Source organism: Acinetobacter sp. SwsAc5 (assembly GCF_013391485.1).
Classification (GTDB): domain Bacteria; phylum Pseudomonadota; class Gammaproteobacteria; order Pseudomonadales; family Moraxellaceae; genus Acinetobacter; species Acinetobacter towneri.
The window spans coordinates 129,019-146,802 of sequence record NZ_JACAXD010000001.1; the positions used below are offsets into that span (position 1 = coordinate 129,019).

Annotated in this window: 18 protein-coding genes; 11 read left to right on the top strand and 7 right to left on the bottom strand. The window is 41.2% G+C overall.

From position 1 onward, the window contains the following. Positions 1-43 precede the first annotated feature (43 nt). Complete coding sequence (locus tag HYG89_RS00640; protein WP_131261142.1) at positions 44-2,737, top strand: Lon protease family protein; 2,694 nt, start codon at positions 44-46, stop codon at positions 2,735-2,737. A gap of 123 nt (positions 2,738-2,860) precedes the next feature. On the opposite strand, the gene grxD is transcribed toward HYG89_RS00640, so the two are convergent. Continuing rightward, positions 2,861-3,202, bottom strand: coding sequence for a Grx4 family monothiol glutaredoxin (gene grxD, locus HYG89_RS00645; protein ID WP_019837647.1), 342 nt, complete (start codon positions 3,200-3,202; stop codon positions 2,861-2,863). A 161-nt stretch (positions 3,203-3,363) separates the two neighbouring features. Here grxD and HYG89_RS00650 point away from each other — a divergent pair, with 161 nt between their 5' ends. Then, positions 3,364-4,575, top strand: coding sequence for an aspartate aminotransferase family protein (locus HYG89_RS00650; RefSeq protein ID WP_178865573.1), 1,212 nt, complete (start codon positions 3,364-3,366; stop codon positions 4,573-4,575). 82 nt (positions 4,576-4,657) lie between these two features. Here the strand turns inward: HYG89_RS00650 and HYG89_RS00655 are convergent, their stop codons facing one another. From HYG89_RS00655 to surE, 3 genes are all read right to left on the bottom strand, one after another. Further along, positions 4,658-5,587: a LysR family transcriptional regulator gene (locus tag HYG89_RS00655; protein WP_104851775.1), complete on the bottom strand. Its 930-nt coding sequence runs from the start codon at positions 5,585-5,587 to the stop codon at positions 4,658-4,660. A 94-nt stretch (positions 5,588-5,681) separates the two neighbouring features. Continuing rightward, a complete protein-coding gene (locus HYG89_RS00660) occupies positions 5,682-6,500 on the bottom strand; it encodes a peptidoglycan DD-metalloendopeptidase family protein (protein ID WP_178865575.1) in 819 nt (272 codons plus the stop codon). Between the two features lie 106 nt (positions 6,501-6,606). Beyond that, a complete protein-coding gene (surE, locus tag HYG89_RS00665; RefSeq protein WP_096901077.1) occupies positions 6,607-7,383 on the bottom strand; it encodes a 5'/3'-nucleotidase SurE in 777 nt (258 codons plus the stop codon). A 211-nt stretch (positions 7,384-7,594) separates the two neighbouring features. On the opposite strand from surE, the gene HYG89_RS00670 reads away from it, so the two are divergent. From HYG89_RS00670 to HYG89_RS00710, 9 genes are all read left to right on the top strand, one after another. After that, positions 7,595-7,966 (top strand): MCR_0457 family protein, encoded by a 372-nt coding sequence (locus HYG89_RS00670; protein ID WP_178865577.1) that lies wholly within the window; start codon positions 7,595-7,597, stop codon positions 7,964-7,966. A 317-nt stretch (positions 7,967-8,283) separates the two neighbouring features. Continuing rightward, positions 8,284-8,676, top strand: coding sequence for an MCR_0457 family protein (locus tag HYG89_RS00675; protein WP_004971644.1), 393 nt, complete (start codon positions 8,284-8,286; stop codon positions 8,674-8,676). A 117-nt stretch (positions 8,677-8,793) separates the two neighbouring features. Then, on the top strand, positions 8,794-9,942 hold the full coding sequence (gene dacC, locus HYG89_RS00680) for a D-alanyl-D-alanine carboxypeptidase PBP5/6 (RefSeq protein ID WP_004971646.1): 1,149 nt from the start codon (positions 8,794-8,796) through the stop codon (positions 9,940-9,942). A gap of 106 nt (positions 9,943-10,048) precedes the next feature. Beyond that, positions 10,049-10,579, top strand: coding sequence for a gamma carbonic anhydrase family protein (locus HYG89_RS00685; protein ID WP_178865579.1), 531 nt, complete (start codon positions 10,049-10,051; stop codon positions 10,577-10,579). A gap of 162 nt (positions 10,580-10,741) precedes the next feature. Then, the gene (locus HYG89_RS00690; RefSeq protein WP_096901080.1) at positions 10,742-11,227 is read left to right on the top strand and encodes an NUDIX hydrolase; all 486 of its coding nucleotides are present in this window, start codon (positions 10,742-10,744) and stop codon (positions 11,225-11,227) included. Between the two features lie 4 nt (positions 11,228-11,231). Then, positions 11,232-12,365 (top strand): tRNA 2-thiouridine(34) synthase MnmA, encoded by a 1,134-nt coding sequence (gene mnmA / locus HYG89_RS00695; protein WP_178865581.1) that lies wholly within the window; start codon positions 11,232-11,234, stop codon positions 12,363-12,365. A 12-nt stretch (positions 12,366-12,377) separates the two neighbouring features. Then, positions 12,378-13,109, top strand: coding sequence for a high frequency lysogenization protein HflD (hflD, locus tag HYG89_RS00700; RefSeq protein ID WP_004971659.1), 732 nt, complete (start codon positions 12,378-12,380; stop codon positions 13,107-13,109). Positions 13,110-13,164: 55 nt separating this feature from the next. After that, a complete protein-coding gene (purB, locus tag HYG89_RS00705) occupies positions 13,165-14,553 on the top strand; it encodes an adenylosuccinate lyase (RefSeq protein ID WP_019837658.1) in 1,389 nt (462 codons plus the stop codon). Between the two features lie 91 nt (positions 14,554-14,644). Beyond that, positions 14,645-15,265, top strand: coding sequence for a DUF2238 domain-containing protein (locus HYG89_RS00710; protein WP_178865585.1), 621 nt, complete (start codon positions 14,645-14,647; stop codon positions 15,263-15,265). A gap of 30 nt (positions 15,266-15,295) precedes the next feature. On the opposite strand, the gene HYG89_RS00715 is transcribed toward HYG89_RS00710, so the two are convergent. From HYG89_RS00715 to HYG89_RS00725, 3 genes are all read right to left on the bottom strand, one after another. Beyond that, complete coding sequence (locus tag HYG89_RS00715; RefSeq protein WP_004971665.1) at positions 15,296-15,922, bottom strand: cytochrome b/b6 domain-containing protein; 627 nt, start codon at positions 15,920-15,922, stop codon at positions 15,296-15,298. Between the two features lie 172 nt (positions 15,923-16,094). Then, a complete protein-coding gene (gene sohB / locus HYG89_RS00720; RefSeq protein ID WP_004971667.1) occupies positions 16,095-17,057 on the bottom strand; it encodes a protease SohB in 963 nt (320 codons plus the stop codon). A 73-nt stretch (positions 17,058-17,130) separates the two neighbouring features. Continuing rightward, positions 17,131-17,775, bottom strand: a complete 645-nt coding sequence (locus tag HYG89_RS00725) for a hypothetical protein (RefSeq protein ID WP_178865588.1) — start codon at positions 17,773-17,775, stop codon at positions 17,131-17,133. Positions 17,776-17,784: the final 9 nt, after the last annotated feature.

A 17,784-nucleotide genomic window follows, 5' to 3' on the forward strand; every position in this document is an offset into this window, starting at 1 on the left:
CCTTTAAACTTCTAACTGCAATATTTCGTTTTGGATTTCTACAGTGACCCAAAGACTTGATCAAATCACCCCATCAATGACAACCAACACAACAACAGCAGCGCAAGATGAACAACAACCGCTTCTCAGCTCTGCCTTTGAACAAAGCGAAATACAAACGACTTTAGAAAATACACGACTCAAAGCAACACAACTAACCCATATTCCAAATTACGATAACATTCCCGCTTCGACCCGACGCATTAAACCGCTGAATAATTTTTTAGGACAAGATCGGGCACGCGCTTCGGTGGAAGCAGGTATTTCCCTGCCATATTCTGGCTACAATATTTTTGCAGTGGGTACGGCGGGATTGGGCAAACGTACCATGGTCAAGCGTTTGCTGCAGCAACATGCCAAGAGCATGCCCACACCGAATGACTGGGTTTATGTCAATAATTTCAAACACCCGCGCCAACCGATTGCCTTGCAACTGCCTGCAGGTCAAGCGCCTAAATTTCAAAGTTTGTTACATCAAACTTGGCAAACTATTTTAAAGCAACTCGAACGTCGCTTTACCGCAGAAACCTATCACAACCGCATTGAAATGATTCGTCAGCAAGCGGGTGATGAACAGCAACAAGCCTTAATTGAGCTGACCAGTGAAGGTGAAGAACTCGATTTAAAACTGATTGCGCAGGAAGATGAACATTGCTTTGTACCCGTGCATCTGAAAAATGACAAAATGCAGGAAATGTCTAAGGAAGATATTAACGCCTTGGACAGCAAAACCCGTGCAGAAATTGCGTCCAATATTCGTTATATGAATAAAAAACTGGAGCGTTTGGGTTTGCATTTAGGCGATTTAGAAGATGACGCACGTGACAAAGTACAAGACCTGAACCGTGATATTGCCAAACAAGTGGTAATGCCACGCATTGATATTATTCAAAATAAATATCCTAGTGTCGAAGGTTTGACTGAATATTTACAATACTATGCCGAAGATATTATTAATAATGTCGAGTTTGTTTTAGAACAGGAAGAAGATGATTTCCGTCCTGGCACCTTTAGCCGTATTCCTGCGCGCTACCAAGCCAATATTATTGTGACGCACAAACCCAACAGCGGTGTACCTGTTATTTTTGAAGATTTTCCAACCCATTACAATTTATTGGGGCATGTAGAACAACTCACGCAAAACGGCACCATTACCACTGACTTCACCTTAATTCGTGCAGGTAGCTTACATAAAGCCAATGGCGGCTTTTTGATGCTCGAAGCAGAGCAGTTACTGGAACAGCCTTATGCATGGCAAGGACTGAAACGCGCTTTAAAATCGGGGCAATTGAAACTTTCATCTTTGGAACACATGCTAACTTTAACAGGCAGCATTTCCATTGAACCGCAAGCCATTCCACTAAATATTAAAGTGATTTTACTGGCAGAGCCTGAAATTTATTATGAAATTTTAGAGCTAGAACCCGAACTTGGCAGCGTGTTTAAAATCCGTGCCGACTTTACCGATACATTACAACGTAATGACGAAAACGAGCAGGCATATATGCAGCTGATTGCCGACTATGTGCAATCTGACAAATTATTACCATTTGACCGTTCTGCTTTGGCGGCTTTACTTACTGACTCAAGCCGTCAAGCTGAAGATCAAAGCTCACTCTCCTTACATGCCCTCACCTTGGGGGATTTAATTCGTGAATCGCATCACCATGCGGCACAGGCGGGCGATAAAACGGTTTCCGAACAGCATATCAATACTGCACTGGATCATCGTAAATATCGCTTAGGTTATTTAAGAGAACTGTACTGGCAAGATTTATCACGCGGTACGCAGTTAATAGAAACTCGCGGACATCGTTTAGGGCAAATTAATGCCCTGTCGGTCATTCACTATGCCGATGTCGAGTTTGGCTTACCTTCGCGCTTAACCGCCTCAGTCTATCAAGGCGGCGGCGATATTTTAGATATTGAACGCAGTGTTGAACTTGGCGGTTCTTTACATGCCAAAGGCGTGTTGTTGATGGCCAGTTTCCTCAAAGCACATTTTGGCCGTGAGCAAATTTTACATTTTTCTGCTGCCCTTGCCTTTGAGCAAAGTTATGGTCAGGTTGATGGTGACAGTGCAACAGTGGCAGAGCTTTCTGCTTTGATTTCTGCAATCAGCCAACTACCTATTGACCAATCTTGGGCCATTACAGGCTCCATGAACCAACTTGGTCAAGTACAGCCAATTGGTGGCGTGAATGCAAAAATTGAAGGTTTCTTTGATGCCTGCAAACTGCAAGGTTTAACTGGCAAGCAAGGCGTGATTATTCCACGTCAAAATATGCAGCACCTTATGTTGCGTAAAGATGTGATTGAAGCCGTAGAACAAGGTCAGTTCCACATTCACGCCATTGATACCATTGACCAAGCCTTAGAAATTTTAATGGCGCGTCCTGTGGGTAAACTCACTAAAAAAGGACGTTACAGTAAAGGTTCAATTTACGCTGCAGTGATGGAACAACTTGAGTATTGGCAAGCCATTGAAGATGGTGCTGAAATTGAAGAAGAGCCAAAGAAAAAGAAAAAGTCCAAGAAAGAAAAGGACAAAAAAGACCCAGAGAAAAAGGACAAAGCGCAAAAAGCCAAGAAAAAACAGAAATCGGCTGAACCATCTGATGCGGCAACTTCTGATGAAGTCACTGCTGAGTCGGCTGAAACTGCTGAACTTGCAACTGAAAGTACTGCGGTAAACTAAGTGCAGTGATTCAAATCAGCTATTCAAGTGAATTCCAGATATAAAAAAAGCGCCAAGGCGCTTTTTTTATATCAACTTTTTTGTATGGATGACTTTGGTCTAGTGTGACCCAAGTCCAATACTTTAAGCTTCAGGTGCTGGGCTGTATTGCTCAACTAAAGGCTTTAACTCACCTTTCTGGAACATATCCAACATAATATCGCTACCACCAATCAACTCACCGTTAATCCACAATTGTGGGAAAGTTGGCCAGTTGGCAATTTTTGGCAAAGTGGTACGAATATCCTGATTTTCTAAAATATTCACATAAGCAAAAGGACGACCAATTTGACTGAGTGCTTCTACTGCGCGCGCAGAAAAACCGCATTGTGGAAATTGTGGTGTGCCTTTCATGTAAAGAAGAACAGCATGTTTAGCAATTTGTTCACGAATTAACGCTTCGGTATCGCGTACTTGTTCAGTCATTGGTAAATCCTCAACTCATCTGTGTGGCATTATACCCAAAACCGAGCAAAACAGTACGTCTAAAGCAATAAATCCAATTTTATTTACAATTAGGCTTTTCATCTGCAGTAGATTTTGCTTATATAAGTTTTTCCCTCCAACCTAACAGATAAGAGTTAGTCATGAATAACATTACCCTTGCTCCTGTGCAAACTGATCAACCATCACATTTGATGCCTGTATTTGGCCGTCAGCCGATCAGCTTTGTCCGCGGTCGAGGTTCTTATCTTTATACTGAAGATGGCACAGAATATTTAGATGCACTTACAGGCATTGCCGTATGTGGTTTAGGTCACGCACACCCTGCAATTACCGAAGCCATTGCAGATCAGGCGGCTACCTTAATTCACACCAGTAACTTGTTTGAAGTGCCGTGGCAGACTGCTGCTGCACAAAAATTGGCGCAAGTTGCTGGCATGGAAGAAGTGTTTTTTTCAAACAGTGGCGCAGAGTCTAACGAAGGTGCAATTAAAATTGCACGTAAATTCGGTCATATGCAAGGCGTAGCCAATCCTAAAATTATTGTTGCAGATCACTCTTTCCACGGTCGTACTTTGGCTACCCTGTCTGCAACTGGCAATAAAAAAGTTCAGGAAGGTTTTGCACCTTTGGTTGAAGGCTTTATTCGTGTGCCTTTTGGTGATGTCGAAGCCATTGAAGAAGCTGCGACTCAGCATCCTGATATTGTGGCTATTTTAGTCGAGCCGATTCAGGGTGAAGGCGGTGTGAATACTGCACCACAAGGCTTTAGCTACCTAGAAGACATCCGCCGTATTTGTAATCAACACAACTGGCTGATGATGCTGGATGAAGTACAAACAGGAAATGGTCGTACAGGTAAATTCTTTGCTTATCAGCACACCAATATTGTGCCTGATGTATTGACTACAGCGAAAGGTTTGGGCAATGGCTTCCCAATTGGTGCAGTCATGACTCAAGGTCGTGGTGTGGGCGTTCTTACTGCTGGTAATCATGGCTCAACCTACAGTGGTACTGCGTTAGGTTCACGCGTGGTTTACACTGTTATTGACACCATCCAGAAAGAAAACTTGGTAGAAAATGCAGCAAAAATGGGTGGCTACATTGTGGAACAATTGCGTCAACAACTCGCAGACCAAAATGTAAGCGTGCGTGGTTTTGGCTTGATGATTGGTATTGAATTACCAAAACCATGTGCAGAGTTGGTCGATATTGCCCGCGATGAATACAAAATGATTATTAACGTAACTGCAGGTTCTGTGGTGCGTTTATTGCCAACATTAAATATTACTCAAGCCCAGGCAGATCAATTGATTGAACGCCTTGTAGCAATGATTAAAAAATTCTTGGCTTAAATAAATCCCTAACAAAAAGCCGCAGTTTGAACTGCGGCTTTTTGCTAACTAAATGGTCGATCAGTATATTATCAACATTCAATTAAGATGCTTCTTGAAACACTCGCCCACCCGGCAATTGAGAAAAATATTGTTTTAAGGCTTCCAAACAACGATGTACTTTCATCGGTTGTTGCTCATGTTTGGAAATGATTGCATACAAGGTAAATGCGGGTAATTTCCACTCAGGCAAAATTTCAACCAAACTGCCATTAAGCAAATCTTTTTGAATATCCAAATGCAAAATTCGCGCAAGCCCATGCCCTTGCATACACAAAGATTTAGACACCAACACATTATTGGTCGATAGACGCGAGCCCAACTCTACATCCACATTTTCAGCAGTGCTGATATGCTTAAAATTGAGTTGCTGAAAATTCTTCATAATGGTTAATGGAATTAACTCGTGATGTTTTAAATCTTCAGGACGTGAAATGGGCGCGGTTTGATTTAAATAACTAGGTGATGCGACTAAAACTTGGTCAATATGGGCAATTGGAATCACATGCTGGTTTTGATCTTCAATTTTTGGACTCATACGCAGCGCAATATCAATGCGACCATCAATCAGGTCAATGTATTGATTGTCGGTTTCTAGATGGATAGATAAACCACGATGGGCCGACATCCAATGTGAAAGAGCAGGAATCACATGATTCGCACCTAACTCAGGAGTGGTGGCAATTCGTAAATCACCGACCAGATCATCTCTTAATTCATTAATGCGGATTTTTCCGCGCTCAGCAGCGGCGAGCATTTCTTGACAGCTGTGGAAAAAAGCTTGTCCTGCTTCAGTCAAACTCAGTTTTCTAGTAGAACGATGCAGAAGTGTGACTTCCATTTCTTGTTCTAATGAACGGATTTGTTGACTGACGGCACTTGTGGTGATCCCTAGATCACGCGCTGCACCGCTAAACGAGCTTTTTTCAACAACACAAGCAAATACACCCATTGCTCGAAGTTGATCTAACATAAATTCCCTCTGAAATTATACAGGTGCTCTTATCTTTCGATAAAAGCAACCTATTGTATTATACGGTGAAATTTATGTTTTGTATTTGCAAAATTTAATTTATTGGTAAAACATTAGTCGGATTGATTGGCTTACCATCTAGGCGTACCTGAAACTCCAACATGGTACGTGTAGCACCCGAAGAGCCCATTTCTGCAATTTTTTGACCCGCTGTTACGTTTTGACCACTGCTCACATTCATCTTACTGTTATGTGCATAGGCGGTGATATAACCATCAATGTGCTTGATTAAAATCAAGTTTCCATATTCTTTTAAGCCATCTGCAGCATAAACCACCTGCCCATCTGCTGCGGCATAAATTGGGTCACCTACATTGCCACCGTAACGAATTCCTTTGATATTACTTGCCAAATTAAACTGTGCAATCACAGCACCTTGAGATGGTTTCACCCAGCGCAATATGCTGCTACGCACCGGTGTACTTGGTGTTGTTGAGCTAGTGGTCGTGGTTGTAGTCGATGTTACCGGTGCAGGTGTCGTTGGTAAAGTGACTGTTTGACGTTGAATTGGTGCAGCCTGCGTTACAGGGCGAGTGCTTGTTGTACGTGGTGCATTGCCCGCTTTCAAACGAATCGACTGCCCGACATAAATACGATACGGCGGTGCAATATCATTCATTTCTGCAATGCTGAGATAGCTCAAACCATAACGTGCAGCGATACCACTTAAAGTATCACCTGAACGTACAGTATAAAAATTCGGCGCTGTTGCATAACGTGCAGAATTATTCACTTGAGGTTTAGAGGCACAACCACTCAACACGACGGTAGCCACAACAGCACTTGATAACACTAAGGTTTTCAACAATGCTGTTGGTGTGCTAAATAAACGATACTGAAACACCACAGGCATTCTTTCCTCTCTACAAATTCTAAATATTTTCTATTGCGCTAAGAGTAGCAAAAAAGTCCTTGTAATGAGGCTTACAAGCTACTTTTTCACAAAGTTATAACATTAGTTAGCCAATTTGGGAAAATTGACTGTGCAATGATTGCAAAACGTCATAATTGGTGGCATCCATCTGAATTGGTGTCACGCTGACATAGCCATTTGCTACCGCAAAAAAATCAGACTCAATTTCAGTTAAGCCTTTTTTCGGTGCAGCCACTGCCTCGCCCGACAAACCAATCCAATACACTTGACGCCCTCGTGGATCGACCTGACTAGTAATTGGCTTAGATTGGGTACGCTGTCCTTGATAGGTAATTTTTGTGCCCTGCAACACTGGCACATCTGGAATATTCACATTAAAAATATGTCGTGCAGGTAAACTTGGTAAACCTTGAGCAATAAAGTCATGTACCCACTGCGCTGCCTGCATATAATCTTGCGGATGCTGATAAGCACGTACATTATGCCCTGCAAGTGATACCGCAATCGCAGGCTGTTTCATCAAACGTCCTTCAAATGCCGCACCGACTGTGCCTGAGTACAGTACATCATCCCCTAGATTTGCACCGCTGTTAATGCCGCTGACCACCAAATCAAATTCGAAATCGAACAATCCATTCATCGACAAATAGACACAGTCTGCAGGTGTACCATTCACTGCCCAGACATCTTCAGCAATTTGCACAGGACGTAATGGTCGGTCTAAAGTCAGCGCACTCGAAAAACCACTGCGTTCACTTTCGGGTGCAACAATCACCACGCGACCCAAAGGTTTTAAGGCTTTCGCCAAAGCTTGGATACCAGGTGCAAACACGCCATCATCATTGGCTATCAAAATATTCACAGAAAAATCTCAGATAAAACAAATATAAAGGTTATATACTAAAATATAGCAACGTCGGTTCAATCTTAAACTTGTTTGTGCCTGATTCATGCCTAAGCACATTTAATAAGCACACGACAACAAAATGACTGATCAGCACATTTCATTGAAATATACAAAAGATTATATATATTTAGCGCTTAACATCCATCCAAAAATATATGTGATTCTCATGATTTTAGCTTTGTCATTTCGTCGTTTATTGGGTCTAGGTTTTGCTACTGTATTAACGCAGTCTGTAATTGCAGAAGATTTGACTGCAGCAGAAGCCAATACGATTGTGAAAGAAGATGTTGCAGCGGCACAAGTCATGACTGAAATGTGCCCTGCACTGATTGGAAAAAATGCAAAATTAGATGCCAATATTCAAGCACTGATTCAAACTTATCTACAAGATTATTCAGAATCGAACATGACGCTTGCCAAACTACAAGCCGACGCAGAATATCAATCCGTTTTAGCTGAAGCGCGTGAAGCAGCAAAAGATACAGCCAAAGAAGAGCAAAAAGTAGTGTGTCAGGAAGCTTTAGAATTAGCACTTTAAATCACATGATTTAAATACTATTTTGAGCCTGTAAATAATTTTGCATACTCACCCTTTAAGGCAAACTTTCAAAGTTTGCCTTAAATTTTATGCTTAGTTTTTATATCTGGTATTTTTCCACTATTATTTTACGCTTTATATCAAGCCACTGATTTTCAAATTTCAGACTTTAATCTTCACTTTTTATACATGATTTGCGCTCAGATCACACAGCTTTAATACATTTTCACTCTTTCAATTCGCAAATAAATGATTCATCTTATAAGCACTTAAATGAATCGGTAGATTCAGTTCAAACAATATTTAAGGTACTTGATATGCAATTTTCTGGCTTAAAAAATTCACGTGCAGTTCATTTTTTTGGCGCAGTTGCGCTCAGTTTGGGTTTAAGTCAAGCCGCAATTGCGCAAGAAGAAAATATTGAAGTGACGCCATTACAACAAGTGACTCAGCAAGAATTAGCCGCTATTTATGTGTTATCTGAAGTTTGCCCTTCACTAGTCAAAGAACAAGATCAATTTCATCAGGGTTATACAAAACTTGCCCAAGAATATATGCCTAAAGAAAAAGACGCTGTTACTGCCTTAAGTAAACTCAGCAAACAAAAAAGCTTCCAGCCAATTTTAAAAGAAGCCCGTGCCGATGCCAAAGCTGCTGGAACAGCCAAAAACCAAGCAATTTGCCAAGAATTGACAGCATATAGCAGATAATACAATTTGGTTACAATACTTTTATCAATAAGCCGATTTCTCCCATAGAAGTCGGCTGAGCTTTGCCCTAAAATGCTAGCTCTTTTGTGCATACCTCAAGTATTGGAACCTCTTAGAATGACCCCAAAAAGCGCCCTTGCTGCATTATTACTATTACCAAGCTTTTCTTATGCAGCAACTGTCTTAGCTACACCACCAGAACTCAATAACAAATCATACGTTTTGATGGATTATGAGACGGGACAAATTTTAGCTTCAAAAAATGAAAACGAAAAACTCGCCCCTGCCTCAATGACCAAAATGATGACTAGTTTCATCATTGAACAAAAGTTATTAAAAGGCGAACTCACGGAAGATGAACAAGTCCGCATGAATGAGTCTGCATGGTGTCGTGGCAGCAGCACAGAATCATGTATGTATGTTCCTTTAAATGGCACAGCAACCGTACTTGAAATGCTACGCGGAATTATCGTGCAATCGGGCAACGATGCATCTAAAGCCATGGCAGAGCACATTGCAGGTAATGAAGGCACATTCGTTCACATGATGAATGAAGAAGCCAAACGTATTGGCATGAGCAATACCCAGTTTATGAACTCTACGGGTATGCCTGCTGAAGGTCACTTTTCTACCGCAAAAGATATGGCGACTTTAGCGCAGCACATCATCCATGACAGCTCAAAATACTACCCAATTTATTCTGAAAAAGAGTTTTCTTTTAATGGAATTAAACAAGGCAACCGTAATGCCCTGTTATATACCGACCCAAGCGTGGATGGTTTAAAAACAGGTCATACCAACGAAGCGGGTTACTGCTTAACCACTTCATCTAAACGTGGCCCAATGCGTTTAATTTCGGTGATTTTTGGTGCGCCAACCATGCAAGCTCGTGCAACTCAAACTCGTGAATTGTTAGCTTGGGGTTATGCAAACTACGAAACTGTACGTGTACAGCCTGCCAACCAAGTCTTAGCTAAAGCAAAAGTATGGTACGGTAAAAGCAAAGAAGCACAAATTGGTTTGCCAGAAAACTTTAACGTGACCATGCCAAAAGGCAAAGCCAACCAAATTAAAACTCAATTGGTGGTTCAACCTAAATTGACTGCTCCTTTGAAAAAAGGTCAAGTTATTGGTAAATATGTCGCAACCTTAGATGGTAAAGTGATTGCTGAAAAACCATTGGTGGCGTTGCAGGAAGTGGAAGAAGCGGGTTTCTTTGCACGTATGCTAGACCATATCAAACAATTCTTTAGCAACTTATTCTAAGATTCATAAGCTTAGACTAAAGCGCAAAGCACACATGCCCGCATGTGTGCTTTTTTATTTTATACTGTCCTCAATCCTAAATTTATAAGCTAAAGATTTGTCCATCATGAAAAAAAATGTGCGTGCTTATTTAGAGCAAACCCCAAAAATTGATGCAAGCTGTTATGTAGATGAATTGTCGGTGGTGATTGGTGATGTGCATTTGGCCGCAAATGTATCGGTTTGGCCATTTGCCGTGATTCGTGGTGATGTTAACCATATTCGGATTGGTCAAAATTCCAATGTGCAAGATCATGCCATGCTGCATGTTAGCCATAAAAAAGCCGACAAACCTGAAGGTTCACCGCTGATTATTGGCGAAGATGTCACAGTTGGACATGGTGTGACCTTACACGGCTGCACCATTGGCAATCGGGTGTTATTGGGCATCAACACAATTGTTTTGGATGATGTCATTATTGAAGATGATGTAATGATTGGCGCAGGGTCTTTAGTGCCACCGCGTAAGCGTTTGGAAAGTGGCTATTTGTACATGGGTAGCCCTGTGCAAAAAGTTCGTCCTTTAACCGACAAGGAAAAAGAGTTTTTGCCTTATTCTGCACGGCACTATGTGAAGGTTGCAGGGAATTATCAATAAAATGCCCCTCTACAAACACACTTTCTTGTGGGGGATTTTGCAGGTCTATGCATTGAACTGAAACATCAACCTAGATTTACAGTTTTAAAGAAATCCCCTTTCAACATAGCCACATCCCCCTAAATTTTGTAGAATATGCGTTTTACCCCATGGTGCTTTTCAATGACCGCTTGGACTGCTCACGTTACTGTCGCCACCGTTATCGAAAAAAACGGAAAATTCCTGTTTGTTGAAGAACATACAGAAGGTGTGACGCATAGCGTGTTTAATCAGCCTGCAGGGCATGTTGAAGCTGGCGAAAGCTTAATTGAAGCAGCAATACGTGAAACCATGGAAGAAACTGGGCATCGGGTGAAAATTAATGCCTTACTCGGTATTTATAGCTATACTCCGCCTATGTTTCCTGACCGCACCTATTATCGCTTCTGCTTTCTAGCCGAATCGCTGCAACATGATGCGCAAGCCCAGCTCGATCCCGATATTATTGGTACAGTATGGATGTCTGCAGACGAACTGGCTGAATCAGCACGTGCCCGAAGTCCGTTGGTACTGAAAGCGGTTCAAGATGCGCTCAGTGGTCAATCTTATCCTTTATCGCTCATTTACGAGCACCAAAATTCTCCCCTTATTTCTAGTTTGGATGCCTAATCCTATGCAACAACGTGTCATCGTCGGTATGTCAGGTGGTGTAGATTCATCTGTTTCTGCTGCACTTCTACTTCAACAAGGTTATCGGGTTGAAGGGCTTTTCATGAAAAACTGGGAAGAAGATGACGGCACTGAATATTGCACCGCGATGGAAGATCTTGCCGATGCGCAAGCGGTGTGCGACAAGCTAGGCATTAAGTTGCATACAGCCAACTTTGCGATGGAATATTGGGATCGGGTTTTTGAGCATTTTCTTGCCGAATATGCCGCAGGACGCACGCCAAACCCAGATATTTTATGCAATAAAGAAATTAAGTTCCGTGCCTTTTTAGATCACGCCATGAATTTAGGCGCAGATTTTATCGCCACAGGTCACTACGCTCGTCGTGGTGGAACGCAGTACAACTCCAAAGGTGAAGCATACGCTCCACTGTTACGTGGTTTAGATAAAAATAAAGATCAAACCTATTTCTTACATGCAGTGCATGGTCGTGAAATCAATAAAACCTTGTTCCCTGTGGGCGAAATTGAAAAGCCGCAAGTCCGAAAAATTGCCGAAGAACTAGATTTAGTCACTGCCAAGAAAAAAGACTCGACAGGGATTTGCTTTATTGGTGAACGTCGCTTTAATGATTTCTTAAAACAATATTTGCCTGCTCAAGCTGGAAAAATTGTTTTAGACGATGGCAAAGAGGTTGGTGAACATCACGGCTTAATGTACTATACGCTCGGTCAGCGTGGCGGGATTGGTATTGGCGGCTTAAAAGGTGTTGCTGAAGGTGCATGGTTTGTCCTGCATAAAGATATTGAAAACAATCGTTTAGTGATTGGTCAAGGTCATGAACATCCACTCATGCAAAGCACTATTTTATGGAGCGAAGCAATTGATTGGGTGGCAGGTGAACAAGAAATTCCAGCGTCAGGCTTCCGTTGTACTTGTCGCACTCGCTATCGCCAAGATGATCAGGACTGTGTAATTTTCAATGATGACAGCATGCCTGGCGGTGTACGTGTGGAATTTGATGAGCCACAACGTGCAGTCACTCCTGGTCAAAGTGTCGTATTCTATTCAGGCGAAGTGTGTTTAGGTGGTGGTGTGATTCACCATACCAATGCACCTAAACCCGATTTTATTTAAGGATTGTTTCGGATGACAGAGTTACCGTTTCAACAGTCACCAACTCTGAATGTTCGCCAAAATCGTGCCTTGGCGTTAGCGGGTGTGTTTCAAGCCACCCAGCTCACGCACATGACTGCACTCACAGGTCGACAAAGTATTGGTGAAAGCGGTAACTTTTATTTTGAGCAATTGATTAAAGCCAGTTTAAATATCCGTCCAAGTAGCAACCACAGTTCGCAAACTTTAGATTTTTTTAATCATTTGGCCGATATATCTTTAGGTTTAAAAACACTAGAAAGCAGCATCAACCAACCTTTTAATACTGCCCCTAAATCGCGTTTACCTAAATTATCCAATACCAAACTACCCATGTCGTATGCGATGGCACTCTTACAATTAGAAAAGAAAGTGTATAGCAATCCTAAATACGTCGAAATTATTGAACAATCGCAGCAAAAAATCTTAAAACAACTTTCATTTTTTGATCATAACTATTTGCATCCCAGTATTATTGCCAATTTAGCCCAAACTTATGTCGATACTGCGGGACAAATTAACCCGCGCATTATGGTACGTGGCAATGCAGAAGCATTTAAGGATTCTGCACATACCAACCGAATTCGAGCTTCGCTTTTTACAGGCTTACAAATGGCACACCTTTGGCGTCAACTTGGTGGCAGTTCATGGGGCATGGTATTTAGCAAACGTAAATTATTACGTGATATTCAAGATCTGGCGCGTTTACAGTATCAGGTGGTTTAAACCATGCTGAACACGCTTTTGTTTTAGGTTTAATTCCAAAGTTTAAGGAATCGATATGAACGCTTTAACCGCACTTTCTCCATTAGATGGGCGCTATGCAAGCAAATGTGATGCACTCCGCCCTTTCCTCTCTGAGTTTGGTTTAATCCATGCTCGTGTGACTGTTGAAGTGCGTTGGTTACAAGCGCTTGCCAATCGTCCTGAAATTACCGAAGTGCCAGCTTTCAGTGCTGCAACCAATGCTGCATTAGATGCAATTGTTGCAGATTTCTCTGAAGATGATGCTAACCGCATTAAAGAAATTGAACGCACCACCAACCATGACGTAAAAGCCGTTGAATATTTCTTAAAAGAAAAAATTGCCAACATTGATGAGTTGAAAAATGCAGGTGAATTCATTCACTTTGCTTGTACTTCAGAAGACATTAACAACTTGTCACATGCTTTAATGCTTAAAAATGGTCGTGAAGTATTGGTTGCAGCGATGCAGCAAATCATTGATTCGATTGTTGCATTGGCAGAAAAACATGCAGATCAACCAATGTTGTCACGTACTCACGGTCAAACTGCAAGCCCAACAACTTTGGGTAAAGAAATGGCAAACGTGGCATATCGTCTTGCACGTCAAATCAAACAGTTCAAGCAAGTTGAGCTTTTGGGCAAAATCAATGGTGCAGTAGGTAACTACAACGCTCACCTTTCTGCATACCCAGAAATCAACTGGCCTGCACATTCTCAAGCATTTGTAGAATCTTTAGGTTTAAGCTTTAACCCATACACGACTCAAATTGAGCCACACGACTATATGGCAGAATTGTTTGATGCGCTACGTCGTTTCAACACCATTCTAATCGACTTCAACCGTGACGTTTGGGGCTACATCTCACTTGGTTTCTTCAAGCAAAAACTGAAAGAAGGTGAAGTTGGTTCTTCAACCATGCCGCACAAAGTAAACCCAATTGACTTTGAAAACTCTGAAGGTAACTTGGGTATCGCCAATGCAGTCTTGGCTCACTTAGGCGAAAAATTACCAATCTCTCGCTGGCAACGTGACTTAACTGACTCGACTGTATTGCGTAATATGGGTGTTGGTTTTGCACAAAGCTTGATCGCATTTGAAGCTTGCTCTAAAGGTATTGGCAAACTTGAATTGAACGCACAACGTATTCTTGAAGATTTAGACAATGCTCAAGAAGTATTGGCTGAGCCAATTCAAACTGTGATGCGTCGTTATAACATCGAAAAACCATACGAAAAATTAAAAGCTCTTACACGTGGTCAAGCTATGACACGTGACATGATGGTAGATTTCGTGAATGGTAATGAGTTGGAAGGCGTTCCTGCAGCAGATCGCGCACGTTTAGCGACAATGACGCCTGCAACTTACACAGGTAATGCAGCTGAACAAGCAAAACAAATTCAAGATTTAATTGCTAAAATCTAATTTGTAAAAGCATTCATCACAATACAAAAATGCGAAGCTTCGGCTTCGCATTTTTATTAGAATAAAACAAATCTTCCAACTTAAACATCACATGCAAAATCAATTCCGCATTCAACATTACTGTGCTTTAGGCTTGGTTATACTCGCCATGCTTGCTGCCAGTATTCAACCACTGGAATTTGAATCGTATCTACTGCATCAGGCAGGCACAGTTTTTATGCTCGCGGCTTTATTGATTGCGTTTAAAAAAATAGGACTGAGTTTTTCTAGCTTTGTGCTGTATTTAATATTTTTACTGATTCACATTGTCGGGGCGCATTATCTGTATTCTTATGTGCCGTATAATGATTGGATTTTGCACAGCTTCGGCTTTAATTTAGATCAGAGTATGGGCTGGTCACGCAATATGTATGACCGTTTTGTGCATTTGGCTTATGGTATTTTGCTCTACCCTGTTTTATTGCGCTTGTTTGAAGTCTGGTTTCCAAAAAACAAACCTATCGTTTTATATCTTTTGGTCATTCAATTTGTCATGGCAAGCAGTTTAATTTATGAATGGGTGGAATGGCTGATTGCGCTTGGCTTATCGCCAGAAGATGCTGAAAATTATAATGGTCAGCAAGGTGATATTTGGGATGCACACATGGATATGCTTTTAGCAACGATAGGAGCAATGCTGATGGGATGCTTCTACTTGATCAAGAAACCCTAACAGGATGCCTCTTTCGTACTAAATCCAAATTTATTGCCAATACCACCACCAGAAGCCAGCTAAACTTGCGACTGAAATCATCCAGATCAACACCGTTAATACTGCAGGTTTACCCGACCCCCAAAACATGGTTTTGGCAAGCCATTTTTTAAACAATACGCTGCTTAAAGTTAAGCTCGCTAAATGCACCAATACCGCAGCTAAGAATAAATTTGCTGCAAATTCATGTAGCTCTTTTAAAGTATGACTTTGGGTATAATCGGTGAAAAATCCAACCAACACAGTTAAAGGCAATGCCAACCAAATCAACAAAATACTGAATTGAAACGCACTGGAACTGCCTGACTTTAAAAACGGTAATGAAAAAAACTGCTGTGGCTGTTTCCAATCGCGTTTTACAAATTGTTGAATCATGCCTAAACGTTTAGAAATTCCTGTCGGCTGTGTGCTGTTCAACATACTCAACACCTGCCATACGATTCGTAAAGCTAAACTAATCCCCAACGTATAGCCAAAAGCCATATGTAACTGATGCCATTCTTCCGCATCACCTGTTAAGTAAGCCCCTGTAAAACTTAGCAGCATCACCACATGCAAAAAGCGAATCATTAAATCTGTAGATGTTGATTGCTTCGCGGGCACACTATTTGTTTGCATATTCAATCTATCAAGGTGGTTTTGTTCTTATCACAAAGATATAACATCAAGCTGAATTGAAAATTAAGATGCTTAAATCAAAGACCCTATATTTTTGAATAAAAGTGAATAAAAAAATTGCGCTCAATTGAGCGCAATTTTTAGATAAATTTTAGAAGTTAGATCATCACTATTACAGTTTAGGATCACGGATTTGCAACAAACTGCTGTTGGCTTTGCTTAGGCTATCAACCAGTTTATTCATCACTGCAGGAATCAAACTGTCTGCCATTTGTGCAGCTTGCAAACCCAGTTTTTCACCCAAAGTTGGCTTTTTACGGGTTTGAATCACATAAATATCATGCTGTGGCAACAAACTTAGTAAGTATTCATCTGAGGTTTGTAACTTATCTACCAAGTTTAAATCCAGTGCATCCTGACCATACCAATGCTCACCTGTTGCCACTTTTTCAACATTCAGTTGTGGACGGTATTTTTCGACAAAGTGTTTAAATAGTACATGAGTTTGTTGCAATTCTTCTTCAAACTTAGCCTTGCCTTCTTCGGTATTTTCACCAAACATGGTCACAGTGCGTTTGTATTGACCTGCTGTGTACATCTCAAAATCTATATTTTTTTCTTTGAGCAAGCGATTAAAGTTAGGCACTTGTGCCACTACGCCAATAGAACCCAAAATCGCAAATGGCGCTGACACAATTTCTGAACCAATACATGCCATCATATAGCCACCACTTGCTGCGACTTTATCGACGCAAATCGTGAGATGGAAACCTGCATCACGCAAACGTACCAATTGTGCAGCTGCAAGCCCATAACCATGCACCATACCGCCTGGACTTTCCAAACGTACCACAACACGGTCACGTCCAGCTTTGGCCGTTGCCAAAATTAGGGTGATTTCTTCACGCAATTGCTCTACAGCAGACGCAGCAGTATCACCTTTAAAATCCAACACATAAATTTTTTGATTGTTCTTTTTACGGGCGCGCGCTTCACGTGCCATTTGTTGTGAAAGTTGTAATAGCTCGAGTTTAGATGCCGTGGTTTGCGCAATTTTTTTTCGTTGTTCATTAATTCGCGCATTCAAATGACTAATCCGAATTTCGGCAGGTAGTTTAGGTAAATGAAATAACATAAAAATGAGTTCTCAATTTAATTCGGTTTATTAGGACTACATTAGGTCAATTTCGACTTTTTCAATACTTTTTCTATCTTAAAGCAGCTTCTTTTTGAATCAATCGTAAATATTGTTTAGAAATCTGCCGAACAGCCATTAAACGTACAGCAAACCAAATTTGCCCCTGGTAGCAAATCCCAATAATAAGTGCGTTGATCGGCCACCAACCAAACAGTAGAAAACTACCTCTACGCTCATGATCTGAAGGTGTAAGCATTGAATAGAAACACACTAAACCTACGCAGAAACACATCACGAAGAGAAATTCACCTACTGCACTGTGCAAGAGCGGCAACTTATTTTTTTGTTGTGCTTTTACATAGCGATAAAACTTAAATTTAGCATTGGCATCAATATAGTCTCGCCAAGCCTGCCGAAAATCAGGATCACTTACTTGCTGCTGTACCCTAAAATAAACAACTAGCACTATCACACCTGAAACTATCACAAATTGATCATACAACCAACGATGATAATTGCTCATATTGGGGCTTTGAGAGGTTGGAAACCACCCATCATGGCTAAAAAACGTTGCCAATAAAATACTCAGCAAAACCAAAAGTGCTGCTATCGTCTCTGCACTATGTTGAAATCCAAACAAGGCATCGATTATTTTTTTCGTGGCTTGGCGTGCTGGTTTTGCCTGTTGTCGTTCTTCTTGTGAAGGAAACTGCATTTTTTATTT